The 26,311-nt window shown below is 46.5% G+C and carries 20 protein-coding genes; 13 read left to right on the top strand and 7 right to left on the bottom strand.

The features are described from left to right. Nucleotides 1-73: 73 nt before the first annotated feature. Complete coding sequence (locus AC59JT_RS05170) at nucleotides 74-703, bottom strand: DUF4159 domain-containing protein (protein WP_497396547.1); 630 nt, start codon at nucleotides 701-703, stop codon at nucleotides 74-76. 131 nt (nucleotides 704-834) lie between these two features. On the opposite strand from AC59JT_RS05170, the gene AC59JT_RS05165 reads away from it, so the two are divergent. The 13 genes from AC59JT_RS05165 (at nucleotide 835) to AC59JT_RS05105 (ending at nucleotide 17,524) form a co-directional block, all read left to right on the top strand. After that, nucleotides 835-1,836 carry an AAA family ATPase gene (locus AC59JT_RS05165; RefSeq protein WP_497396546.1) on the top strand — a complete coding sequence of 334 codons (1,002 nt, stop codon included), beginning with the start codon at nucleotides 835-837 and terminating at the stop codon, nucleotides 1,834-1,836. 48 nt (nucleotides 1,837-1,884) lie between these two features. Continuing rightward, complete coding sequence (locus AC59JT_RS05160; protein WP_497396545.1) at nucleotides 1,885-2,754, top strand: DUF58 domain-containing protein; 870 nt, start codon at nucleotides 1,885-1,887, stop codon at nucleotides 2,752-2,754. Between the two features lies 1 nt (nucleotide 2,755). Further along, the gene (locus AC59JT_RS05155) at nucleotides 2,756-4,216 is read left to right on the top strand and encodes a BatA domain-containing protein (RefSeq protein WP_497396544.1); all 1,461 of its coding nucleotides are present in this window, start codon (nucleotides 2,756-2,758) and stop codon (nucleotides 4,214-4,216) included. Next, a complete protein-coding gene (locus AC59JT_RS05150) occupies nucleotides 4,209-6,332 on the top strand; it encodes a hypothetical protein (protein WP_497396543.1) in 2,124 nt (707 codons plus the stop codon). Before AC59JT_RS05155 ends, AC59JT_RS05150 begins: the two co-directional genes overlap by 8 nt. Then, entirely contained in the window at nucleotides 6,329-8,104 is a 1,776-nt protein-coding gene (locus AC59JT_RS05145) for a hypothetical protein (protein ID WP_497396542.1), read from the top strand. The genes AC59JT_RS05150 and AC59JT_RS05145 overlap by 4 nt, the downstream gene beginning before the upstream one ends. Nucleotides 8,105-8,152: 48 nt before the next feature. Next, nucleotides 8,153-9,790 (top strand): TldD/PmbA family protein, encoded by a 1,638-nt coding sequence (locus AC59JT_RS05140; protein WP_497396541.1) that lies wholly within the window; start codon nucleotides 8,153-8,155, stop codon nucleotides 9,788-9,790. 6 nt (nucleotides 9,791-9,796) lie between these two features. Beyond that, nucleotides 9,797-11,128, top strand: coding sequence for a TldD/PmbA family protein (locus AC59JT_RS05135; protein ID WP_497396540.1), 1,332 nt, complete (start codon nucleotides 9,797-9,799; stop codon nucleotides 11,126-11,128). A gap of 175 nt (nucleotides 11,129-11,303) precedes the next feature. Next, on the top strand, nucleotides 11,304-12,488 hold the full coding sequence (locus AC59JT_RS05130) for a cellulase family glycosylhydrolase (RefSeq protein ID WP_497396539.1): 1,185 nt from the start codon (nucleotides 11,304-11,306) through the stop codon (nucleotides 12,486-12,488). 127 nt (nucleotides 12,489-12,615) lie between these two features. Then, nucleotides 12,616-13,731: a Gfo/Idh/MocA family protein gene (locus AC59JT_RS05125; protein ID WP_497396538.1), complete on the top strand. Its 1,116-nt coding sequence runs from the start codon at nucleotides 12,616-12,618 to the stop codon at nucleotides 13,729-13,731. Nucleotides 13,732-14,055: 324 nt separating this feature from the next. Then, nucleotides 14,056-14,403 carry a hypothetical protein gene (locus AC59JT_RS05120; RefSeq protein WP_497396537.1) on the top strand — a complete coding sequence of 116 codons (348 nt, stop codon included), beginning with the start codon at nucleotides 14,056-14,058 and terminating at the stop codon, nucleotides 14,401-14,403. Between the two features lie 49 nt (nucleotides 14,404-14,452). Next, nucleotides 14,453-15,985: a DUF4394 domain-containing protein gene (locus AC59JT_RS05115; RefSeq protein WP_497396536.1), complete on the top strand. Its 1,533-nt coding sequence runs from the start codon at nucleotides 14,453-14,455 to the stop codon at nucleotides 15,983-15,985. 264 nt (nucleotides 15,986-16,249) lie between these two features. After that, nucleotides 16,250-16,870, top strand: a complete 621-nt coding sequence (locus AC59JT_RS05110; protein ID WP_497396535.1) for a hypothetical protein — start codon at nucleotides 16,250-16,252, stop codon at nucleotides 16,868-16,870. A 24-nt stretch (nucleotides 16,871-16,894) separates the two neighbouring features. After that, nucleotides 16,895-17,524, top strand: coding sequence for a hypothetical protein (locus tag AC59JT_RS05105; RefSeq protein WP_497396534.1), 630 nt, complete (start codon nucleotides 16,895-16,897; stop codon nucleotides 17,522-17,524). Between the two features lie 30 nt (nucleotides 17,525-17,554). On the opposite strand, the gene AC59JT_RS05100 is transcribed toward AC59JT_RS05105, so the two are convergent. The 6 genes from AC59JT_RS05100 to AC59JT_RS05075 form a co-directional block, all read right to left on the bottom strand. Beyond that, nucleotides 17,555-18,454, bottom strand: a complete 900-nt coding sequence (locus AC59JT_RS05100) for a hypothetical protein (RefSeq protein ID WP_497396533.1) — start codon at nucleotides 18,452-18,454, stop codon at nucleotides 17,555-17,557. 35 nt (nucleotides 18,455-18,489) lie between these two features. Continuing rightward, complete coding sequence (locus AC59JT_RS05095) at nucleotides 18,490-19,497, bottom strand: hypothetical protein (protein WP_497396532.1); 1,008 nt, start codon at nucleotides 19,495-19,497, stop codon at nucleotides 18,490-18,492. A 78-nt stretch (nucleotides 19,498-19,575) separates the two neighbouring features. After that, a complete protein-coding gene (locus AC59JT_RS05090; protein WP_497396531.1) occupies nucleotides 19,576-20,826 on the bottom strand; it encodes a DUF2252 domain-containing protein in 1,251 nt (416 codons plus the stop codon). 100 nt (nucleotides 20,827-20,926) lie between these two features. Continuing rightward, nucleotides 20,927-22,204, bottom strand: coding sequence for a histidinol dehydrogenase (hisD, locus tag AC59JT_RS05085; protein ID WP_497396530.1), 1,278 nt, complete (start codon nucleotides 22,202-22,204; stop codon nucleotides 20,927-20,929). Nucleotides 22,205-22,428: 224 nt separating this feature from the next. Then, entirely contained in the window at nucleotides 22,429-23,445 is a 1,017-nt protein-coding gene (locus tag AC59JT_RS05080; protein ID WP_497396529.1) for a LacI family DNA-binding transcriptional regulator, read from the bottom strand. A 153-nt stretch (nucleotides 23,446-23,598) separates the two neighbouring features. After that, nucleotides 23,599-25,797, bottom strand: coding sequence for an alpha-galactosidase (locus tag AC59JT_RS05075; RefSeq protein WP_497396528.1), 2,199 nt, complete (start codon nucleotides 25,795-25,797; stop codon nucleotides 23,599-23,601). Between the last annotated feature and the right edge of the window lie 514 nt (nucleotides 25,798-26,311).

Genomic DNA, 26,311 nt, shown 5'->3' with positions numbered 1-26,311 from the left:
AACTGAATATAAAACGCCTAATTTGTTTCATAGAATAGTTAGGCCAAGATACAAATTATACCGCAGAGGCAACTCATCCGCCCATGGCGTAAACAATAATATTTACGCCAAACTTAGTATTATCCTCAGCCAGGAAACGCTTGTTACGGAAATCGTAATCCCACTCGCAGCCGTAATCTTTATTGCTGTATAACACGCCTATGCGGCCGTTAATTTCAATAGCTTTCAAATATTCATGCACCAGGTCGTCTCCCCAGCCGTTAAGTTCGAACGACGTACTTGGCGGCCCTTTTTCAAACTTAAAGAACGAGCGATAAAGTGCATGGTTATTGGCAATCTTTTTCAAGGCCGATGGCCCGAACAGCTGCACCATTTGCGCTTCGAATGATTTTGCGAACAGGCCGTCGATATCATGATTACAATCATCAACAAACACAAAGCCGCCGTTTTGTACGTAGGTTTTAAAGTTGGCCCGCTCGCGGCTGTCAAACTGCACCAACTTGTGGCCGCTCATGTACACAAAGGGGTAGTTGAAAATATCTGTGCTGCTTAGCGGTACTATTTTTTCTTTGAGCTCGACGGGGATGGTAGTGTACTCTATCAAAGAATTGAGGATGTTGGCAGGCATACGCTGATCGGTATCCCAGTCGCCAGAGTGATAGCTTAACCTTGCAAACGTAAATTTAGAACCCGCCGGCATCATGTCGCTAAAATTAGCATAAAAAACGCGCCTTACTTAGCTAAGTTGTAATATATGTGCTACTTTATTCAATTTTTTACAAGCTGCAACGCATTTAAATAAATTGCGCCTTATATTGTGATAAATATTGACTGATGGCTGCCCAACTCACCGAAAAAGAAATACAATCCCTGCTGGATAAACTACCACAACTAAAAAGCGAGATACAAAAAGTTATAGTTGGGCAAGACCACATACTGGACGAACTGCTGGTAGCTTTTTTAGCCGGCGGCCACTGTCTATTGGAAGGTGTACCCGGATTGGCCAAAACGCTGATCGTTAAAACCATGTCGCAGGCGCTTAAACTGGCCTTTAGGCGCATTCAATTCACGCCCGATTTGATGCCTACCGATATCATCGGCACCGAGATACTGGAGGAAGATCACGCCACAGGTAAACGTTTCTTTAAATTTAACAAAGGCCCCTTGTTTGCCAATATTATTTTAGCCGATGAGATCAACAGAACGCCACCAAAAACACAGTCGGCACTGTTGGAAGCCATGCAGGAATTTGAGGTTACTTACGGCGGGCAAACTTACCCGCTGGATAAACCATTCTTTATCCTCGCTACGCAAAACCCAATAGAGCAGGCCGGTACCTATCCCCTGCCCGAAGCACAACTCGACCGCTTTTTACTGCTGATAAAAATAGGTTACCCTACCGAGCAGGAAGAGTTTGACATACTAAACCGTACCACCGGCACCAAAACCGCCGACGTGCAGGCCGTTATAAGCGCCGAAGAAATACAACAGGCCCAAGCCTTGGTGCGCCAGGTAAATATTAATGACGACCTGGTAAAATACGTAAGCAACATCATTCGCGCTACGCGACCAGATACTACTACCCAGCCATTCGTAAAAGAATGGGTACGCTGGGGTGCCGGCCCGCGCGCAGGGCAGGCGCTGATATTAACCGCCAAAGCACGCGCCTTGCTTAAAGGCCGCTACGCCGTATTACCCGAAGATATTCACGCCATGGCCTACCCTGTGCTAAGGCATCGCATACTGATGAATTTTAAAGCTGAAGCCGAGAATATCACAGCAGATAAGGTAACCGAAGAACTGCTCAAAACCATCGAGCGACCAAAAACTATGTAAAAGCGATTAGCCTAATCACTAATCAACCAATCACTGATCAACTAACCCATGCTCGACCCTAAAGTATTAGCAACCATAAAAGATTTGCCGCTGCTGGCAAAAACGGTTGTTGATGGCTTTTTAAATGGGTATAACAAAAGCACCGTAAAAGGCCCGGGCCTTGAGTTTAGCCAATACCGCAGCTACCAACCCGGCGACGACCTGCGCTGGCTTGACTGGCGGATGTTCGCGCGATCAGACCGCTATTACATCCGCGAATCGGAGGTAGAAACCAGCATTTCCGTACGCTTTTTGGTGGATGCAAGTGCCAGCATGAATCATGATGATAATGGCATTAAAAAGATAGATTACGCCCGCTTCCTGGTAGCATCGTTGGCTTACCTGGCAAATTTGCAGGGCGACGCGGTAGGCTTGTACGTATTTCAGGATGGAGGTTTATTTTCACTGGCTTCGCGGCTAGATCCACAGCATTTAAAGCGCTTATATTATCAGTTAACTCAAATTGAACCCGCCGGCAAATTTACCCAACCAGTGCATTATAAAGAACTGTTTACAGGTACCGGGCGCAAGGAATTACTGGTTTTTATAACCGATATGTACCAGCAAAACGGAGAGATAAGCAAAATGCTTGAATCTATGGCCGCGCTGAGGCATGAGATCATTGTATTTCAACTGATGGGGCAAAACGAACTGAACCTTGATTTTAAAGGTTTCTCCACTTTAGAAGACCTGGAAACCGGCGAGACCGTCCAGATCAACCCGCAATTAGCTGCCGGCTATCAGCAGAAACTGAAACAACACCTGGCCGGCATACGCATGGAGTTGCTGGGCAAGCACATCGTTCACCAGGTATTAAATACCGCCGAATCTTTGGATAAAGCTCTGCGCGATTTTTTGGTAACCCGCAATAAAAGCTGAGATGCAGTTTACCAACCCCATATGGCTATTTGCGCTGGCGGCTGTTGGCATCCCGGTAATCATCCATTTGTGGAATATAAGGCCAGGCAAAACGCTTAAGGTGGGGAGTATCGCTTTATTTACGGCATCGTCTCCGATGAGTAGCCGCAGTTTGAGGTTGATGGATATTTTGTTATTGATCTTGCGCTGTTTGTTGCTTGTTGTTTTGGCTTTTTTACTAACAGCACCGTTTTGGCAAAGGCATATCAAAACTACAGCTTCAAAAGGCTGGGTTTTGCTGCCGCGAGGCGAACTGAAAGAGACCTATCAAAAGTTTCAACCACAAATAGATTCGCTTTTTAAGGCTGGTTATGAGTTTCATTTATTTGAGCAAGGTTTTCAGAAAGTGGATACCGCCGGATTAAAAACGACAGTTACGACTAATACCGTTCAAACCAATTACTGGGCATTGGTTAAACAATTAGAAACAGAAGTTTCCGCCGGTACACCAATCGAAATATTCACCCCTAACACGCTTACCCATTTCAAAGGCAACAAACCTTCAAGCGCGTTAAAATTGAACTGGCATACTTATACCCCGGCAGATTCGGTAAGCACATGGCCTGCCAAAGCATGGCTAACGGGTAACGGTGATATCCGGGTTTTGCAAGGGATATCTAAGCCTGGCGGGACCACCTATCAATACAAAGATATTCATAACGGGCAAAGCGACACTTACCGTGTTTCTTTTGAAAACGGCTTACCAAAGCTTTATTTTAAAGGCATCGGTTTATCTGTTGATACTGCTGTCGAACGAATCGCGATCTATGCCGACAAATCCGCCGTCGATGCCAGCTACTTAAAAGCTGCTTTGCAAGCCATCCAACAAGTTACAGGGCGCAACACCTTGATCAAGGTTTACAATAACGTCAGCGTTATCCCTAAAGGCTTAAGCTGGCTCTATTGGTTGTCAGATAAACCAATTGATAGCCCGACAATCAGCAAAGCAAAAAACGTATTAAGCTATGAGCCCGGGAAATCAATCGATGTTAATTCGAGCATCAATAACAGCATCCATCAAGGTAGTCCGCAAATTGCTTTACATAAACTCATCAGCACCAAAAAAACGAACAACATCATCTGGGGCGATGGCCTTGGTGAACCTGTTTTAACAAAAGACAGTAACATCTACCATTTTTACAGCCGTTTTAACCCCGCCTGGAATGATCTGGTTTGGAGTGATGAATTCCCGAAATGGTTGTTGGAACTTACTCAACCTGATGTAGAAAATACAGGTAAAAACGAGCGTCGGGTTTTAAGTAACGAGCAAATAAAACCTATTCAAATAAGCGCTAACAACACAGTCATTAAATCAGAAAACCCGGTTGACATCAGCCACTATTTGTGGATCATATTAGCAATCCTTTTCATTGCCGAACGCTGGCTGGCCACCCGCAATAAAACCGTTTCGGTAAATGCATAATCAGGGCTTACATATCATCAAAAACCTGCGGCGGAAGTGGATAGTTTGCCAGGTGGTAGCCGCTGTCATTTTAGCCTTTGCCATTGCCTTAACGCTTTGCAACCTGTGGTTTGTGTTGAATAGCTTTTGGTTTATGTTGCTGCCGCAGCCTTGGTGGTTATTTTGCTTAACCGGGCTAATATTTACAGGCATTCTGGTTATTCGCCGGCCATGGCAGTTAAGCAACGCACGGGTGGCCGCCTTCATTAACCAAACCTACCCGCAACTGGAAGAAAGCGCAGAGTTGTTTTTAAAACCCGCCGATCAGCATAGTCTTTTGCAGCAACTGCAAGCAAACAAAACCGAAAGTGCTATACAAACCTTGCCCCGCCTGCCTAAACAGTTTTTCAGGCTCTTCAAAGTAGCGCTTATAAGTCTGGGCATAGCGTTTGGTCTTTCACTGCTTACAGAATTAGTTTCCGTAACCCGCATTATTTGTGCCTTGCCTCTGCCTCCGCCACCTCCTAAAACTGAAAACGTTTTACCGCAGGTAGAGGCTGCGCAAGTTACTGTAACTCCGCCTGCTTATACCCATAAGCCCAAACGACAGCAAAATCAATTTGCTTTATCCGTTGAGGACGGATCAATGGTAAAATGGCAGATTGGTACCAACATCGCCTTGAAAAAACTTGACCTTATTTTTAATGGTCGGGAACATATCGGCCTGAAAGCAAATAGTGACGGCAAACAATGGACAGCTACCAAAATCATCACCCAACCCGGCTTCTACCAGCTTAGTGCCGATGGTAAACTATCTGATCTGTACCAGGTAGAAGTGATCAAAGATCACCCACCGCTTATCGTCATCAAATCGCCAAAGCAATATACTTACATTGATGCCGGCGAAACACCGCGGGTAAATTCGGTTGTCAATATCAGCGATGATTATGGCATCGGCAACGCTACAATACATGCCACGGTGGCCAAGGGCAGCGGCGAGTCGGTTAAGTTTAATGAGTTTAGTGTAGGCTTTAGTAACGCCTTTGCATCGCACAATACGCATTACAGTTTAAAGCATTTGTTCGATCTGCCTAAACTGAACATGGAACCAGGCGATGAGCTCTATTTTTATGTGGAGGCCGTTGACAATCATCAGCAAAAAACACGTACCGATGTTTATACCATCACTTTACAGGATACCGCCGCCTTGCTGAGCATGAACGGCCTCATCAATAACCCAAACATTAAGCCCGAATATTTCAGAAGCCAGCGGCAGATCATTATGGATACCGAACTGTTGCTGAAACAAAAAGATACCCTGAGCAAAGAAGCTTTTAAAGCAACGGCCAACAACATAGCAACCGATCAAAAACTGCTGCGTTTACGCTATGGTCGTTTTTTGGGCGAAGAAGATGAAAGCGATGTGGGTGGCGTAGCCGATAACCCCGAACTGAGCAAGGCCGAAAATTTTAACAACACGGCCATGATTTTAGATGCGCTTACCGACAAGCACGACAATGCCGAAGACGCTACCTATTTTGAGCCCGGCACCAAAGCCCAGCTCAAAGCCACCCTTACCGAAATGTGGAACGCCGAACTTCGCCTGCGTTTGTTCAAGCCAAAAGAAGCCCTTGCATTTGAATACAAAGCCCTTCGCTTACTGAAGGACCTGCAGCAAAAATCGCGCGCTTACGTGGCCAAAACCACCTACAATACCACGCCGCTGAAACCCGAAAAACGCCTTACCGGTGAGCTGGATAAGATCATCGGCCCTACCAATAAACAAACGATAAACCCGCCAACGGATAGAGCTACCGCGTTAAAAGCCGCCGCTGCTATATTGGAGCAGATCAAAGCATCAGGCACTTATAGCGATGCCGAAAAGCGCGTGCTAGCTGATACGAGGCAACAAATTAGCCTCAAAGCGGCAAGCGAACCGGGCTTGTACCTGCCAGCCGTAAGCGCTATGAACCGCATACTGGCTAATAACAAACCGCGCTTGCAGGATATTAACCTGGTTGAACGTGCCCTGCAAAAAATGTTGCCCGTGAGCACTATTTTGCCTAAAAATACTTTGGCTGCGCCGGATATGGGTTTATCGAAATATTACTATCAAAACTTAAAAAATCAACAATGATGAGTTGGGAGATGATAGTGATAGGTGTAAGTATTGCGCTGGCGGTTTTCGGGCTTTACAGTGAATATGCGCGTTTTTCGCGTCTTTATTTGGTCTGGCGGATTACAGCGACACTTGTAGCCGTAGTTGCATTAGCTTGCCTGGCGCTTCCGTTAACTTATAAAAGCAGTAAAGGCGAAACGGGGTATCGCAAAATATTATTGACTGAGGGTTTTGATAAAGACAGCTTACAGTTGGGTGTAAACGATAGTGTCTATACATTGGATGCAGCAATTCATCGCCAATACACAAAAGCGGTGTTGCTGACTGATATTTCGCAATTCAATGCCTCTGCATCACTACATATTTTCGGTTACGGCCTCTCAGATACAGACCTGAAGCAACTCGACAATCAGACCATAACCTTTCACCCCTCGCCCCTCTCGCAAGGCATTATTGCCGGCAACTGGCCCGACCGCCTGCAAACCGGCGAACCTTTCATCGCGCAGCTTAAATACAATAACCTTTCGTCAAAAAACCATAAACTGGTATTGAAAGGTTTAAATACTACGCTTGATTCGGTAAATGCACCGGCCAACCAACAAACCGACATCAGCCTAAAAACAAGGCCCAAGCAAAGCGGTAAGGCCGTTTACCATTTACTGGTGATAGCTGGAAAAGACACACTCGAACAGCAAACAGTGCCTTTTGTTATTCATCCCGTAAAAGCGTTAAACATTTTAATGCTTTCGGCTGCGCCGGATTTTGAATTAAAGTTTTCAAAGAACTGGCTTAGCGGGCATGGTTACGGCCTGGCATCCCGTTCAACTATCACCAAAGGCAAATACAGCCAGGATTTTGTGAACATGGAGCAAGGCGATCTCAGCAGTTTATCTAAAACCTTATTCAACAAATTTGATGTTGTGCTGAGCGATGTTGCATTACTGCAAAGCCTGAATCCAACTGAGATATCGTCCTTACAACAGGCCGTCGCACAAAACGGTTTAGGTCTTATTGTGCGGATGGATACCTCGGCCAATAAATCTAAATGGTTGAGTGAGATAAAAGTTAATCAACCGGCAGACAAACAAACATCAGCCACTACCCTACTATTGCCTGATGGTACTAAAACCGGTAAGTTGAGCATCACGCCAACATATCTCATCGCCAATAACAATACCCAAACCCTGGTTACTGACGAGCAGCGCCACGCTTTAGCCCTGAACACGTTAAACGGCGCAGGCAGATTGGTGTTCACCTCGCTGAACAATACTTATAACTGGCAATTAAGCGGTAATAAAACTGATTATGATGCGCTGTGGTCGTTACTTATTAGTAACGCGGCGCGGAAGCAACCCGCGATAGCTAAGTGGCAAATTAAGGGCGATATACCGGTAATAGGTTCGCCGGTACAGCTTGAGCTTGAAACCGGCGGAACTGCTGATCAGATCACGGTAAATGGAGATCGCGCTAGTCCTGAACAAAACGGTGCCGCGCTGTTTAAACATTCCGTTGAATACCGTCCAAATACTACCGGCTGGCAGGAAGCCCGGGCCAATAATGCTGATCTGTTTTGGTGGTATGTTTGGGATAAAAACGACTGGCAGAGCCTGCAGACAGCCAATCATTTAAGCGCGACGGCACGATATGCTAAGGCTCATCAGCCCAATAACTTAACGGCACAACAAATTATTACCGAAACACGGGTAGCTGTGCCTAAATTTTACTTTTTTATACTATTTTTAATGGCGGCCACATTTTTATGGGCCGAAACCAAATTCTTCAATACTTAACACAATTTACATTAACTGAATTATTACTAAACTAACAGGAGGATTAACTTGAGACGTAAAGATTTTCTTTATTTAACCGGTATAGGCACAGGCGCCTTACTGCTGCCTAACCTGGCTGCCCGCGGCCGGTCGATAGACCCCGCCGAGGCTCTGCAGGGAATTGACGTGGCGGTAAAAAAAGCCCTGGCCGATGTGGCCCTTAACAGCGCCAAAGCCGCCGGTGCATCATACGCCGATGTGCGCATCGGTCGTTACCTATCACAATTTGTATCAACGCGCGAGCAAAAGATCCAAAACGTATCTAACAGCGAATCCTTCGGTGTGGGCATACGCGTTATAGCCAACGGCTGCTGGGGGTTTGCCGCTACCAATGATGTAACTAAGGAAGGTATGGCCAAAACCGCGGCCCGCGCCGTGGCGGTTGCCAAAGCCAACGCCAAAATAGGCGGTAAACCGGTTGAACTTGCCCCGCAAAAAGGCTATGGCGAGGTAAGCTGGAAAGCGCCTATTGAAAAAAATGCTTTCGAGGTACCTATTAAAGAAAAAGTTGACCTGTTGTTGGCTGCCAACGCTTTGGCTACTAAAGGTGGTGCCAGCTTTGTGAGTTCGGTTATAGCGATGATCAACGAGCAGAAGTATTTTGCTTCTACAGATGGTTCATACATCGACCAGGATATTCACCGTATATCGCCGGGATTTAACGTTACCAAGATCGACTCGACTTCGGGTAGCTTCCAAACACAATCTGCCCTGAGCGCGCCTATGGGCTTAGGTTATGAGTATTTGATCCCGAAGGAATCTGAAAAAGTAAAAGGTATTGTTACGCGTTACAAACAGCGCTATGATATTTTGGAGGACATTACCCAGGCCGCCAAAAACGTAGGCGAAAAGATAACCTCAAAATCTGTCGAGCCGGGTAAATACGATTTGGTGCTGGATCCATCGCACCTGTGGTTAACCATCCACGAATCGGTTGGTCACCCTACCGAGCTTGACCGTGTGTTGGGTTACGAAGCAAACTTTGCCGGCACCAGTTTTGTAACGCTGGATAAGGTTCAATCAAAAAACTTTAAGTACGGTAGCGAACATGTAAACATTCATGCCGATAAACTGCAAAAAGGTTCACTAGGCGCCGTTGGATATGATGACGAAGGCGTAAAATGCGGCGAATGGGAAATTATAAAAGACGGTATACTGGTTAACCTGCAAGCCATCCGCGACCAGGCCAAAATGGTAGGCCTGCCGGCTTCACAAGGTTGTTGTTATGCTGATAACTGGGATTCGGTACAGTTTCAGCGTATGCCGAACGTGTCGCTCCTTCCGGGCAAAAAACCGCTTACACCTGATGAGATGATAGCCGGTGTAGAGAAAGGTATTTTCATTGTAAATAATGGTTCGTTCTCTATAGATCAGCAGCGCTATAACTTCCAGTTTGGTGGTCAGCTGTTTTATGAAATTAAGAACGGCAAGATAGTTGGCCAGGTGAACGATGTTTCGTATCAGGCCAATACCCGCGAGTTTTGGAACTCATGCGTAGGTGTTTGCGACGAACGCGATTACCGTTTAGGCGGATCGTTCAGTGACGGTAAGGGCCAGCCACAACAGGTAAGCGCGGTATCGCACGGCTCGTCAACCACGCGCTTTAACGGAGTAAATGTTATTAACACTAAAAGAAAGATAGGGTAATTAGCCATGGGAATATTAACTAAAGAACAGGCACAGGCTTTATTAAAGAAAGTGCTTAGCTACTCAAAGGCTGATGAGTGCGAAGTAGGTTTGGGTGGTCGCGTAGGCGGAAACATCCGCACCGCGCTTAATGCCGTATCCACCGCAGGCGAAACAGATACCATGAGCTTATCGGTAAGTTCAACCTTCGGTAAAAAAACAGGTACCGCCAGCATTAACGAGTTTGATGACGCGTCGCTGGAAAAAGTAGTACGCCGTGCGGAAGAGCTGGCCCAACTAGCTCCCGAGAACCCGGAATATATGCCGCTGTTAGGTCAATCTACCTTTAAAGAGGCCATAACTTACAACGAAGCTACAGCCGCCATGACACCCGATACCCGTGCCGAACTGATAGCCCAAAGTATGAAAGCTACCAAAGAGGCCGGCCTGGTACAGGCAGGTTTCCTGGAGAACGCGTCGGGCTTTAGCGCGGTGGCAAATTCAAAAGGTTTGTTTGCTTATAACCGTTCGTCGGGGGTTACTTTTTCGGTTACCACCCGTAATGATGCGGGCACTATATCCGGCTACGCCGCACGTGGTTTCACCGATATCAAAAAGCTGGACACTTACAGCGCTACCAAAATAGCTTGCATGAAAGCCAATGCATCCAAAGAAGCCAAAGCTATTGAGCCGGGCAAATACACCGTTATATTGGAGCCGACGGCAGGCGCTTATATGCTGGAGAACATGTTCCGTTTTGATGCGCGCAGCGCGGAAGAAGGCCGTAGCTTTTTAAGCAAAAAAGGCGGTGGTACCCGTTTGGGTGATCAACTGATGGACGAGAAAGTAACCATTTACTCAGATCCCTTCAACCCCGACCTGCCCGGCAGCACATGGAACGGTGACGGTTTACCGCTAGAGAAAACCTACTGGATAGATAAGGGTGTGGTTAAAAACCTGAGCTACTCGCGCTATTGGGCAGAGAAAAAAGGTGTAAAGCCGGTACCCGGCCCTAGCAATATTATTATGGAAGGTGGCAATAGCAGCATTGAACAGATGATTGCCAGCACCGAGCGTGGTATACTGGTTTCAAGGCTGTGGTACATCCGTATGGTTGATCAGCAAACTTTGCTGTTAACCGGCCTTACCCGTGACGGTACGTTTTATATAGAGAACGGCAAGATCAAACACCCGGTTAAAAACTTCAGGTTTAACGAGAGCCCGGTAATTATGCTCAACAACGTAGAGGCCCTGGGCAAACCCGAGCGCGCCATCAGCGTGGAAAGCTACCGCAGCTATATGATCCCGCCAATGAAAATACGCGACTTTACATTCAGCTCATTATCTGACGCGGTTTAGGTTACAACTAACATTAGAATTAAGACCGGCCTTTGCGCCGGTCTTTTTTTGTTCATGCATTTGTTACATGATTTTAGGCTGAGTACGCTTTTATGTTAATATTGTACTAATAGATGGCGCTTGCCGGACGGTAAATTTGATCAAATCAATTACCACACCAATTATAGGATAGTATATGAAAGAAATTACTCGCCGCTCGTTTGTAAAAACCGCCGGAATAGCGGGGGCCATGGTGGGCATGGGCAGCCAGACCTTCAGCCTTGATCTGGCATCGACTCCAAAACCAAAGAATGCCCTACCCCGCTGGCGCGGTTTTAACCTGCTTGATTTTTATACTTCGCGCCCGCTTAAACAGCCACGCCGCAACACCAACTCGCTCACCACCGAAGACGACTTGAAGTGGATGCACGACTGGGGTTTTGATTTTGTGCGCATACCTGTGCAATACCCTTGCTATGTAAATTTTGATCAGGGCACTGATCGCAACAAACGCATCACCCCCGAAGAGGTTCTGAGCTTTGACGAGCAATCTATACAGGAAATAGAGAAACTGGTTTACCTGGCAATAAAACATAAAATGCACGTGAGTTTAAACCTGCATCGTGTGCCGGGTTTCTGCGTAAACTCAGGCTTTCATGAGCCTTATAATTTATGGAAGGATGATGCCGCTCAGCAAGCCCTTTATGCGCACTGGGAAATGTGGGCAAAAAGGTTTAAGGACGTTTCGCACAAAATGCTAAGTTTTGACCTGATCAACGAGCCTTGCTACCGCGAAGATATGAACGACCAGTTCAGCAAGAAAAGTGCCTTGCCGGGAGAATTATATCGCAAAATCTCTCAAGGCTGCCTGGAAGTGATCCACAGACACAACCCTAAACGCCTGGTGGTGGCCGATGGCAACAATAGCGGCGGCTTTGTAACGCCCGAACTTAATGATTTGAAAATAGGCCAAAGCTGCCGCGGTTACTTTCCGGGACCGGTTTCGCATTATAGGGCGCCGTGGGTGTACAAGAACCCTGATGATGCCCCTGTACCTATTTGGCCCGGCCGTACGGCGGGTAAGGACTATGACCGCAATAGCTTCGTTGAGTTTTATGCGCCGTGGGCGGATTTGGTTAAGAAAGGCGTTGGCGTGCATTGCGGCGAATGCGGCTGCTACCGCGAAACTCCACACAACGTTTTCATCCCCTGGTTAGAGGATATGTTGAGCGTGCTGAAGGAAAATAACATCGGCTGGGCTTTCTGGAACTTCCGCGGGGATTTTGGCGTGCTTGACTCGGGTCGTAAGGACATTGTTTACGAAGATTGGCACGGCCACAAGCTTGACCGCCGCATGCTGGAAATTTTGCAGAAATACTAGCCATTTCAGGCTTGCGTTCTATATGGCTCATGGAAAATTTTAAATTTTCGTGGGCCATATTTGTTTATGGGTAAGGCAATTGTGTAACTTGCAGTACACACCAATATCAACCAAAAACATTACTACTATGGAAAATCGCAGAGGCTTTTTGCAGAAACTGGGTTTAACAGCTTTAGCTTTGAAAATGGCCCCGGCATGGGCCAACCAACCGCACCATCCCACCGAAACCCCATACGAGGGCCCTACCCTACGCGTGGCCATTATGGGTTTGGGTGGCTACGGCACCCGGGTGGCAGGCGCTATGGCCTACTGCAAAAATGCTAAACTGGTGGGCGCTATAAGCGGCACCCCGGCCAAGATCACCAAATGGCAGGGCGAGTTCAATATCCCGGCCAAAAACTGTTACAACTACAGCAATTTCGACGAGATCAAGAACAACCCTGATATTGACGCCGTTTACATCACCACCCCCAACGCCCTGCATCACGACCAGGTGATACGCGTGGCCAAAACCGGCAAACAGGTCATCTGCGAAAAACCGATGGCGCTTAATGCCAAACAGGGCCAGGAAATGGTTGACGCCTGCAAAAAAGCAGGCGTGAAACTACTGGTTGGCTACCGCCTGCATTTTGAGCCGCATACACTCGAGGTCATCCGCATGCGGAAGGCGGGGGATTTTGGGAAGATCAGATTCTTTCAGGGTTTGAGTGGTTTTGTGATTGGCGACCCTACCCAATGGCGCCTTAACAAGGAACTGGCCGGCGGCGGCGCGCTGATGGATATCGGCATCTATTCTATCAACGGTTCGCGGTACATGGTTGGCGAGGACCCTATTTGGGTGACCGCCCAGGAAACCAAAACCGATAACGTAAAATTTAAAGATGGCGTTGACGAAACCATCCAGTTCCAACTCGGCTTTCCCAGCGGGGCGGTGGCCTCGTGCCTGTCAACTTATAACATGAACAACCTCGACCGCTTTTTCCTTGACGGCGAGAAAGGTTATGCCGAACTACAGCCCTCTACAGGTTACGGCCCGATAAAAGGCAAAACCAATAAAGGCCCGATAGAGCAGCCGGTAACCATTCACCAAACCGTACAGATGGACGAGATGGCAGGCATACTCCTGGCCGGCAAACAACCTATTGTCCCGGTTGATGGCGAGGAAGCAGTGAAAGACCTTAAAATCATCGACGCTATTTACCTGGCTGTAAAAACCGGCAAAAAGGTAACGCTAAATTTATAGGGCAAAAGGGCGCAGTGTAGCGGTTTATGCGTAGCACGCTACACTGCTACATTTCGCGCTACAGCTTATTTAGCTATTAATCAAAAGATTAAGTTTACTAGTGTATTAGTACACCGGTACACCCTATCCCCTTTTTCGCAAACGCCTGTATTAATCAACACGCCCCACCAAACCGAAAAAAGCATCAACTTATTAAAACCAAATTAGAGAAAACCTCGCTTTCTAAACATTATTAACCCTTTGAGGAATAATCAGTTAATAATCAAAACTTACCGGCATACAATTGCGTAACTAATAGTACAAACACCTACTGTTAGCGTTAAAATGATCACATCGCCATCTATTTTTGCTCCATTACGCATCACCATAGCGATGATTCTTTTTTTATTTGCCTTTAAAATTGCCTCGCCCTTAATTATTATCAAGTACGATGTTAAAGAACTGAGTTCGGTATTGGCTAATGATGAAACCAACGAGGATAAAAAAGCGGAAACCGAGAAGACGCTTGAAAACGATACTGAGTTTTTGAACGTTAATGAGCCATACGAGGGTTTTACCATATGTCACTCTGCCAATAATTACAATGCAACATACCGGGTAAGCTACACTTCGGCTTACTTTCAGCAAGTTACCATCCCTCCACCCGACTGTAGCTTGTTTGCACTCGCTTAATCAAGCGGCTTAACCGGCCGAATTTTATTTACATACCAACATTTTCCCAATGAAAACAACTACCCTTTTAAAAACGATGGGCATCGTATGCGTTGCCGCTATTACGCTGATCTCAGCATCGTGCAAAAAAAACAATGACAACCTGCCCGATCCGCTTGAGGAAATGATTGACGGGCCCGACGTGCCGCTTTTTGCCTTAACTACTGATAACCGGCTGCTAAAAACCAACGCAAAGGATGTATCTGTAAGCACATCTATAAGCATTACCGGCTTACAAAGTGCCGAAATGATGGTAGGTATTGATTACCGCCCAGCTACGGGCCAGCTTTATGGCGTTAGCAGTAGTAACACCATTTACACTATTAACGCCACCACCGGTGCCGTGCGGGCCGTTGGCGCCGCGTTTACACCGGGTTTAGGCAGCACCAGTGTCGGCTTCGACTTTAACCCGGCGGCAGACAGGATACGTTTAATAACATCAACCGGCCAAAACCTGCGCCTGCATCCCGAAACGGGTGCCATGGTAATGGTTGATGGTGCTATTAACAACGCTGCCAATGCCAGTATTACAGCGGCTGCCTATACCAACAATAAAGGTGGCACTACCAGCACCGTTTTGTATGTGTTAGATGCCGCGAACGATAAATTATACAAACAGGACCCACCTAACGATGGCAAACTAACTGAAGTTGGCAGCATTGGTTTTGATGCCAAGGCCGTGGGTGGCTTTGATATTAGCCCTGCCGGCGCCGCAATGGCTACTTTAAAAAGAGGCGACATTACCAGCCTGTATAGCATTGACCTTAACACCGGTAAGGCCACTCGTGTTAAAATTAGTTTCGGGGTTGATATCATCGGCATCGCTATACCTACCGAGCCCGTTGCTTATGCTGTTAGCGCCAACAACGAACTGGTAATATTTAACCCCATGAACCCGCAACCGGTTACCAAGGCCTTTACCGGCGCTGTTATTACCAATGAGGCTATACTGGGCATTGATTTCCGCCCCGCCACAAACTCCATGTACGCGCTGGGTGCATCAAGCAGGCTTTACGCGGTAAACCTGGGTAGCGGCGCTTTAACGGCTGTGGGCAGCGCGCCTTTTACCACGTTAATATCAGGTACCGATTTTGGTTTTGATTTTAACCCGATGGCTGATAGGTTACGTATTATAAGCAACACCGGCCAGAATTTGCGTGTTAACCCTAACGATGGTTTATTAGTTGCTGTAGATACGCAATTATCGCCGGGAACACCATCAGTAACTGCCGCCGCTTATACTAACAATACAGCAGCGCCAACATCAACCGTATTATTTGATATTGATACACAAACAAGCCGCCTTGTAAAACAGGACCCATTGCCAAACGGCGGTATATTGGCCGACGTAGGTGCGCTGGGCGTTACCGCAACAGCATCAAACGGTTTTGACATAGGTAGTACAAGTGGCACGGCCTACGCGCTGTTAACCGTGGGCGGTGTAACCAAAGTATATACCATAAACTTAACCACAGGTGCCGCGACAGCCGTCGCAACGCTGACCGGGAACGTGAAAGCCTTTACGCTTGGTTTAGGATTTTAGTGACTATTGATTGATTAATGTAAAAAGCCGGGCGTAATGCCCGGCTTTTCTGTTTATGCTCATTTACAAAACTATCGCAAGCCCGTCCCCCGGGGCGCTAAATAAAACTAAGCCGGTTAAACCTACGGACAGCTAAGGCATCTAACAATAACAAGGCATCACACCTTATATCACCCTGAACCTATGCGCATTAAAGTTTATCTATTTGTCCTCATCATACTAACTTTGCCATCCGCGAGCTGTAAAACCGCCCATAAAATTTACATGGACAAAGGTACCCGCTTAAGTAATGGCAGACCCGAACCAATCTTTATCCTCCGGGTAGCCTCTGATAGCACCTATTTTAAGTTTGGCTATTCAGAAGATATGGGGCATCGTTCTCCGTGGTATCAGTGGAAGGATAATGTACCCAATGGAACCTATGAAATTTTTATAAACAACGCATTAATTACAATACAAACGTATAAAAATGGTAAATTAAACGGCCGCGCCTATGGTTACCTGGGGGCTGAAGGGCAATCCGTTACCTATTACAAAAAAGGTGTAGCAACACAATATTTAAGGTATGGACCTGATAAGCGCCCGGTAGTGAAAACTTTGATAGGGAATAAAAATATGCAGGTAGCAACGTACTACCAAACTTCATCTAAAAAAATTTATCATGATTTTTATTTTGAAAATATAAAGTTTCGTACCGAAGGAACAGATTCTTCGGGTCGGGAACTATATTTGGCCGATAGTTATGGCAGGCCCATTGAGTTGATAAAAAAACAAAACTCGCCCAAAAGGCTTACCAAAACTTATAATTATCCAAAAGGAACATTAACAGTGAAGTACAATAAAAATGAAGTTAGCTCATTTGGCTGGCAGCCGGCAAATAAATAAAACCCTTATTACAGATCATTTAAAATGAAGAGACTTACAAACGCCATTGTGCTTATGTTAGCCGGCTTACTTACGTTGAGCTTTGTAGTAAAAAAGCAAAAAACAGAAACAATAAAGTATACCGATGGCTATATTTCGCTGCCCACTAAATGGGATATGAATTTAAGATATACCGTAAAGGTGCCACCCAAAGGCGTTACTACTACCGGCCCCGAAAAAGTAATAGGCTTACAGATATACTTCAAGCCTCAAAAAACAAAAGGGCAGACAGCCCCGGCGCCCAATAAAACTTTATTTACGTTTAATAATGCCGATACTTTAGCTTTTGATGCCAAATTTGAAGCTGTAAAATGGTTTGGCGAATATTATATCGTCGCTTTCCCAAAATATAGCGAGTGGGATGACTTTACACCGCCGTTAAAAGCCGATAACACTTTTGAATACATGCCTATAGTTTTTCATTTTGATACCGCCAAAATAGCGCTTAACCGCCTTAAATTTGATGCTAAGCTATCGGTACCTCATGCGGCTAAGATAAAACGTAATGTGGTGATCTATGCCAGCCATAAATACACTTTTCAATGGAGCGTTCGGTGCTCGTTTTCAAAAGACAAAGGAGTGTTCTACTTTGGGAAATATATAGATTCAGATTAGCCTTTTAGTGTGATATCCTGGTTGATATTGTTACTCAAAAGCAGTCCTGGTAAACCTTGTTCCGTTAAAAACCAGTTTCCTCACTATTCGCCTTTGCTTTTCATTTTCGCCTTTGGCGATAGGTGTATTGTCATCCGTTAAATAAACGATCTTAAGCGTTTGTGTTTTAGGGTCGAACTTAAATTCCTCCAGGTCGCCCATCCTGGCCCCTACAGTTAAAATCGACCTGTCGTTTTGGCCATAGGCTACATCCTCTTCTCCCGCCAGGTTAAAAGCATTGTAGTTAAAATTAACGCTATCTTGCTTAAGTTCAACAACCGCGGCGGTACCGAAAACGCAGGTATTGCAGCCTACCCCATCACCTACTAAAAGATAAAGCTCGCCCTTTTTTGCGCGCAGCTTGTAAATACTATGGTAAGCAGAACCACCCGAGCCCGGCAAGTCACCATCGTCATCATCCTTATTATCGCCATAAACCAGTTGTTTACCGGCCCTGGTTTTGTAATAAACTATATTTGAATAGCTTTGAAAACTTCCGCCGGTGTTTTCATACCAATTAAAAATACGCAAACGCCTATCGTCAGAATATAATTGATCGAAGTGTAACAGGCTATCCAGGTTGTAATTATTAACTTCATTACTTCTAAGTATACGTGCAAGCCGCATACCCACTTCGTAATCGGCATCTCCAATGTCTTCCACAACATTACTGTCTCCGCTAAAATAATTTAAGCCAAGCAGTTTGTTTAAAACATCGTGTAAACTGTCAACCTGTAACAGAAAAGGGCTTGTAGTCTTCTCAGGCAGTGTATGTACCATAGTATCTCTGCTTATAATATCAACCGGCTTTTCCTTAGGTTTAGTTGGCGCGAAACAACCATCAATAAATAGCGAAAATGCCACAATAGCATACAGGTAAAGCAGTCTCATTGGTGATGGTTTAGTTTATGCGGCTTTATATTTATTTACTCTCTGATTTCGCGCAGGCGCACCATTTCGCCGTTAAGGTGATCAACTTTCATCTCAAACGTTGCCTGCCGGCCCGTGCTTACCACTACCGACCCGAGCACACCTGCCAGGGCGCTGGCAGCAATAACCTGGCCTGTGCTTGGCGGCACATAACCTGTAGCCGTAAATGTCAGTTCGCCATTTTCACGCTTCAGCGGTATATAATTGCCGTTGGCAACAACATAAAGTATGCCCTTATGAACCAGCGCATACATTTTGCCGGGACGTATTTTTTTAAAACTGCCCGAGGCTTCGCGCGCTTTGACGATGCCGGTATTTGGGTCGCGGCCGGTGATCTCCAGCTCGCTATCAGGATGCTGATTGAAGAACGATGCAAAATTAAGGTAAACGCCATCGGTAAATGTGGCGGCGGTGTAAATTGGCAATTTGCTTTTCTCCACGCTATCTATATTAAGCACCTCATGGTGGTTCAAAAGCGGGCCTGTACCGGCGGTTAACAAATTACCCGCAACAAAATCGGTAATTAACTGCCTGGCGCCTTTAAGTAAGCCATTGGTAACATCAACACCGCCATTGGTAAATTTATTATCTATGTAGGCCACTTCCTGATATTTACCATTGGTAACGGCATACAGTTTTGCCCTGAAATTAAAATAACCTTTTTCGCTAAATCCACCCGAAATTTCCGAAAACGAGCTTTGGCGTAGCTGGAAAAGTAATTCGCCTTGCTGCGCGGGTTCCTGCACTATCGCGTTAAGCGCTTTGGTCAATTGCCCGGCAAGTGGGCTTTCGGGCACTACCAGTGCCAGGCGGTTAAGCGCGCCTGTTTGTACAAAGCCCATGTGGTTAGTATCCGCGCGCGAATCCAGGAAACTTATCTTAGTGTACAGACTGCCATTTACTTTATTGGTGGGCGTACCCAGGTCAAATTTCTCGGTATGTTGGGCCCGCAAGGCTGTACCGGTTAGTAATATTGATAAGGCTAGGATAAGGTGTTTATGCATGGTGCTAATATATTGATATTGCAACAAAAAAGCACCCCTTTGCAGCGCTGCTTTCACGTGTCCACGCTTTGCATTAAATTATCGGTGAGGGGCATTATACCATTCCAAATATTCGCAATAATACCCCTTCATAGTCATCGCATACTGTTGCGCATAAGCAATCACCCGCTCCTGCCAGCCCTGGTCAAGGCCAAAAGCCATCAGCTCATCAATAGTTGCCGAACCCTGCATGCCGCCGCTGCGTAACTGTGCCGAAGCGGTGAGGGCGGCCATATCGTCTATCACCTGGTACATATCGCGGTAATCCTTCTTCAGCAGCTTAAATTTGATGGTGTCCTTAACGGGTTGCAGTTCCTGTATCACGTACGAGTCGCCGCGGAAGGTGGTCGTGCTTAATAAGGCTGCCGGTATATTTTGCAAGCGTTGTTGGATGCTGATAACCCGCGTTGCTTCATTATCCCATTGTAGTTGCTGCACAGTGGTGTAGGGTAATACCGATGAAGGCACGGCCTGCTTCATATCCAGCAACAAATATCTATGCGCGGTGTTAGTGCTTTTTAGCAAAAACAGGTAGCGCTTTACCCCCAGGCTTCCCGTCCCCGCCAGGCGAAACACGGTGCTGATCACTTCGTAATTATAGGGACCGTCGCTACTGGTTTTTATCCATTCGTTAATGTGCTCCTTCAGTTCGTCTCGTAATTTTTTATCCAGTTTAAAATGGCGTTCATCTTCCAGCGAGAGCATGATGTGTTTTTTATGGCTGATGGTGCGTTTCTTTAACAATTGCTTTTTACCGTTTTTGGCCGCGGCCTTCAAAAAATCGCACACAATGCCTTTGGCGGTACGCGGCTCAATGCTGATGGCTTTACCTTTGGCCAGCGTAGCCGAATAGGTTTTCAAGTACAGTTGCGCCATTTTCATCGCCTTTTCGGCCTCAATGTTCAGGCTGTCAAAAGCAATAAAGATGCTGGTTAACATTCGTGCCAGCTCATAACTGGCCGGGGCCAGCAGCGCTTCGTCAAAATCGTTCAGGTCAAAATAAACCAGTTTGTTGTCGCCTTTATAGCTGCCAAAATTCTCCAGGTGTAGGTCGCCACAGATCCAGGTTAGCGGTGATAGCGGCAGGGCTTCGGCATTGGCCAGGTCTTCATAAAACAGGTGACAAGTGCCCCGGTAAAAACGGAAAGCATTATCGGCCATGGCCTCATACTTCAGCTTTACCATTTCGGGCAATAAGCCGGTATTAAACAGCTTTAAGCGTTCGGCCAGCGTAGGTTTTGCTGCCGCGATAGCATTACCATCGGCCAGCGGTTTAGTTTGTTTATTCATAAGGGTGCGAATGATAACCGCGCAGCCGCCCAAACTGTTTGCAACAAAAAAGCAGCCCCTTGCAGAGCTGCTTTTTGAAGTATAAATAAGGGGTAAATAACTATTTTTTACCGTAACGGCGCACGCGTAAAGCGGCCTGCTCGCGGTGGCCCATAAAGCCTTCGATCTCGCATAAACGCATGGCGTATTCGCCAATAAAGGCACCTGCTTCCGGGGTGCAACGCTGGTAAGTGCAATTCTTTAAAAACTTACCTACCCACAGGCCGCCGGTATAACGGCCGGCTTTGTTGGTTGGCAGGGTGTGGTTGGTGCCAATCACTTTATCGCCATAGGCAACATTAGTTTCGGGGCCCAGGAACAAGGCGCCGTAATTGGTCATATTATCCAGGAAGTATTTCGGATCTTTGGTTAAAACTTCCACGTGCTCGTAAGCCAGCTCGTCAGCCACTTTTACGGCTTCAGCTTCGTCGGCCACTAAAATAATCGAGCCGTTATCGCGCCAGGCCACGCCGGCAATATCTGCCGTAGGCAATACTTTTAATTGCTTTTCAATTTCCGCCAAAGTATCCTGTGCAATTTTTTCTGATGTAGTGATCAAACAAGCAGGCGAAGTTGGGCCGTGTTCGGCCTGGCCTAACAGGTCGGTAGCACATATCTCGCCGTCTGATGTTTCGTCGGCAATAACCAGTACTTCGGTTGGGCCTGCAAACAGGTCAATCCCCACCCTTCCGTACAATTGCTTTTTAGCCTCGGCTACATAAGCATTACCGGGGCCAACAATAATATCAACAGCCTTGATGGTTTCGGTACCAATAGCCATGGCGCAAACGGCTTGAACGCCGCCCAGCAGGTAAATCTCATCGGCACCCGCCAAATGCATGGCGCAAATGGTAGCGGCAGGCACTTTGCCGTTAATTGGTGGCGTGCAGGCAATAACGCGTTTTACACCGGCCACCTTAGCCGTTAAAATACTCATGTGCGCCGATGCCACCATTGGATATCGCCCGCCCGGTATGTAACAGCCCGCGCTGTTTACCGGAATGTTTTTATGGCCCAGGAACACGCCCGGCAAAGTTTCATACTCAATATCCTGTATAGAAGCGCGCTGTTTGGTAGCAAAGTTTTTGATCTGTGTTTGCGCAAATTTAATATCGTTAACCGTTTGCTCGGGCACCGATGCCACGATCTCGGCTATCTGTGCCTCGCTTAAACGAAAGCTTTCCGGCGACCATTTATCAAATTTCTCGGATAACTCGCGCACGGCCACGTCGCCATTTGCTTCAATGTTTTTTATAATGCCGCTAACAATTTCTTTCACTTTAGCGTCGGCTTCCTGCAACTCGGTGTCGCTTTTGCCTTGTTTAATAAATTTTGCCATAATGTATTGATTTCTTCTCTCGGTTTATATTTTTGAATACGTATTCAAAAATGAGGAAAAGAATTGAGAACGGCAAGGGTTTGGAGTGAAAAAATGTAGAGAAGCAATATTTTGCGTCTGCGGGGATATCTGTCTTAAGCATGATTTTTAGGATTTAAAGATTGCAAGATGGAAGCGGCTTATTGCAAATTGATCAGAGACGTAAAATATTGCGTCTCTACGGTTTACCTACTCCCCACCGATCCCCTCACCACCATTTGCCCCTTCACAATAACGGTTTGCGGCTTCTTCAGCTTACCGTTAATATCATCCATCAGCAAAGCGATCGCGCTATCCACCATTTTTTTAACCGGCTGCTGCCAGGTGGTGAGCGAGTATGACGGCCAGGCGGCCATGGCAATATCATCAAAACCAACTATCGAAATATCCTGCGGAATGCGCAGGCCCATTACCTTAATAGCCTCGATAGCGCCCAGGGCGATGATATCATTGGCGCAAAAAATGCAGTCGATCTTTTTGTTGTGCGATAGTACTTCCTGCGCTATGCGGAAACCGCTTTCGAAGGTGTATTCGCCGCTTTCGGTCAACAGCTCAAGGCCTCCCCTTTCATGCAGTACTTCTTCAAAACCCCGCTTACGGTCCAGCGTGGTCGAGGTATCCTGCGGACCGGAAATAAATACAAAGGACCTGTGCCCCTGCTCCACCAAATAAGTAGCTATCTGCCGCGAGGCTAAATAGTTATCGCAATAAACAGCATTGCTTTTGGCGTTTTCAATATAGCGGTTAAACAGTATAACCGGTATTTGCTTGCGCGATAAACGGGTGGCTGCTGATGAGGAAAGCGAAGCGTCGGTAATGATCACGCCTTCTACGTTATAGTCCGTGAGTTTGCCTATTTCTTCCTCCTGAATCTCATCGTTCTCCGAGTCGATGAATATCAAATGATACCCCATACCCGACAGCGTGCTGTAAAACGTCGACAACACATCCGAGTAGAACGGGTTATTAAAATTACGGATCACGATGCCTATCATCCGTGTTTTGCGGTTGCTTAGGCCGCGGGCGATGGCGTTGGGTTGGTAGTTAAGTTTTTCGGCAGCTTCGAGTACCTTTTTCTTCTTCTTTTCAGACACATTGGCCCCACCCGCAAACACCCGCGACACGGTAGACTGCGACACCCCGGCCAGCTCGGCCACATCATCAGATGTGTAAACTTTAAGCGGATCGTATTCGTTGATCATGGGTGTTTTTAAGTTATGGTTGAAAATGCCTTCGGTCAAAAATAGTTAATTTAAACAAGGTGCAAAGCCTTATCGCGCCAGCCTAAAAAACAAATACCCATTGTGGCCGAAACCGCAATGAGTATTGCTACTATTATAAAACCAGATATGAATTTACTTGGTTGGTGTTACCAGCAGCACCTGGCTGGTGTTAGCGCCTTTTACGGGCCAGGTTATACCTACATTCATTAAAAAGTCGCCTTTGTATTGGATGCCTTTTTTGTCGCGCTCTTCAATTTTTTGAACGGTGTAGGTTTGGTCGGCTTTAAGGCCTTTTAGTTTAAGCGTTGTGCTGCCGCGAATGATGTTTTGGCTACCCAGCAGGTATTCGGCCATATTATAACAAATAACGGCTGTGGCGGTGCTTTTCTCATCGGTATACTGTAATGCCGAGCGGTTATCCTCAAACGGCGATACCAAACGGAACAACTTACCCTGCTGCACCAGCGGACGGATCACTTTATACTCAGCTACCTTTTTAGCAGCGGTCGCCATTTCGGCATCGCCCCATTTGCGCAGGTCATCGCCTACGGCTAATACACCGGCTGCAGATACGTCAAATTTAAAATCCAAAGATGTTGGCTGATGCACTTTATTACCTGTAACCCATGATACCATAACGTTGGCCGGCAGCATATTAAGGAAGCCGTACTGGGTAAAGATCCTGTCCAGCGGGTTGGTATTATCGCTCACCCAAACCTGGTCCATACGCGACAGCATGCCCAGATCCACACGCCCGCCACCGCTGGCACACGACTCAAACCAAACGTTCGGGAATTTCCTTTTCAGTTCATCCACCAAACGGTAAAGGTTGGCTATGAAACGGATGCGCACTTCGCGCTGTATCTCCGGGTCGGCCTCTGTCCAGCCGGTTTGCGACAGGTAGCTGTTTTGATCCCATTTCACAAATTTGATGTTATGATCACCTATCAGGTGGGTTAGTTTGCCCAAAATGTGCTGGTAAACTTCCTCTTTAGCGAAGTTCAGGAAACGGCGTCCCGGCATTTCTTTGCGGTTAACAAAATCCAGGGCCCAATCAGGGTGCTGGGTCAACAGCTCGCTCACCGGCACGGCACTTTCAGGTTCTATCCAGATACCGAAATCCATACCCATATCATTGATCTTCTTGATCATCGGCGCCAGGCCGTTAGGGAATTTAGTTTTATCCACATCCCAATCGCCCAGGCCATTGGTTGAGGTGGTGCGACCTTTAAACCAGCCGTCATCTATCACAAATAACTCAATACCTATTTTTTTCGCGCGTTCGGCAAGCTCCAGTTGTTGTGCTTCGTTAACCGCGTAAAAGGTAGCTTCCCAGCTATTGTATAACACCGGGCGCAGATCATTGCGGTGTTTTTCGGGCAGGATATCTTTACGCACGTAAGCCGCCAGGTTTTGCGATGCCGCCTCGGGACCATCATTGGTATAGCCAACCGTAAACTTAGGTGTTGTAAAGCTGGCGCCGGGTTTTAACTGCCATGAACTATCCCAGAAGTTGATACCGCCTAATATCTGCAGGTTGCCGTCAATCATCTGGCGGTCGAATATTAAATTCCAGTTACCGCTGTAGTGTACCGAACCAAAGTAGGTAGCGCCACTGTTTTTTTCGGCATTTTTCGGCCTAACCATAAACCATGGCGGGTTAAAGTTTGATTTAAAACCACGGTTGTGGATGATCTTCTGTCCTTGAGTTAATAAAGTTTTTTGCTCTAAAAACTCGTTCATTTGCTTACCGGCCAGGTGGGTTAGCTCGTACTCATCAGCAGGCAAAACTATACTACCCGATTCCAGGTTCTCAACCTTAATATTGCCTTTAGTGCCGGTGTTTTTTACTACTATCCATTTCTCCATCACATCATATTCAGGCAGCACACGGATGTACGAAACGATCTCCAACGGGTAATGTTCGTCTTTTTGGGTTAGCTTCAATGTATAGCGGCCTTCGATGGTTACCACCTCGCCTTTTACGTATTGAATATCCAGGTCGCGCACATGGTCGTCAAACACAACTTCCAAAGCTGGTGTTTTAAACGGGTAAGCGCCGCGTACGGGTACTTCTTCTATATTTTCAAACCATTGCGAGTTTTTGGTTTTATACTCAGCCTGTTCGCGCGAGCCATAAAAGCCTACACGCAGGCTACCCGCCGCAGTAACGGTAAGCTGGTAGGCTGATGATTTGGTTTTGATTACCCAGCCTTTAGGATTGCTTAGTTCCTCGATAACATCCGATGCTTTGCCCTGCCCCATGGTTTGCAGGCAGGCCAATAACAGCATTGTAGCGCAAACTGTTATTTTTTTTAGTGATGATTTCATTTGTAAGGGTTATAAATGGTGATGTTTTGGTTTTTATATTTTGAATACGTATGCAATATAATTGATTTTTATGGTATTTAAAATAAATGAAATTGTGTATTGGATTATGGTTAGAAAATATCAGGATCAAGGTGCGGATTTGGCATGAGCACTTACTGTAACGCATGGTCAGGTCGCTTTTAGATGCCCTTCACGCACGTACCTTGCTCCGCGGCGAAGAGCGGGGCAAGGTACGTGCGTGAAGGGCCTAGCGACCGCGCTAAGGGAAGGCCTACGTAATTTCGTCGCATGGAGCCCCTACCCCTCCCAAGGGAGTGAATCGCACTGCTCGGTGGTAGAGCGAATCAGTAAGGCAATATAATTACCGCCCCATTTGTCATCCCCCCGTCAACAATAAATCAACACAAAATAAACACCGGCTTAACCTGTTTATAATATTGTAAGTGCAAGCTTACATTGTGATAAGGTTTAGGTTGAAGCCCCGAAGCTGCAAGAGCAACGGGGCTTTGTTTTT

Source organism: Mucilaginibacter sp. A3364, from assembly GCF_059690715.1.
The sequence above is the reverse complement of the archived record's forward strand: the minus strand, read 5'-3'. Positions and strand labels throughout refer to the sequence as shown.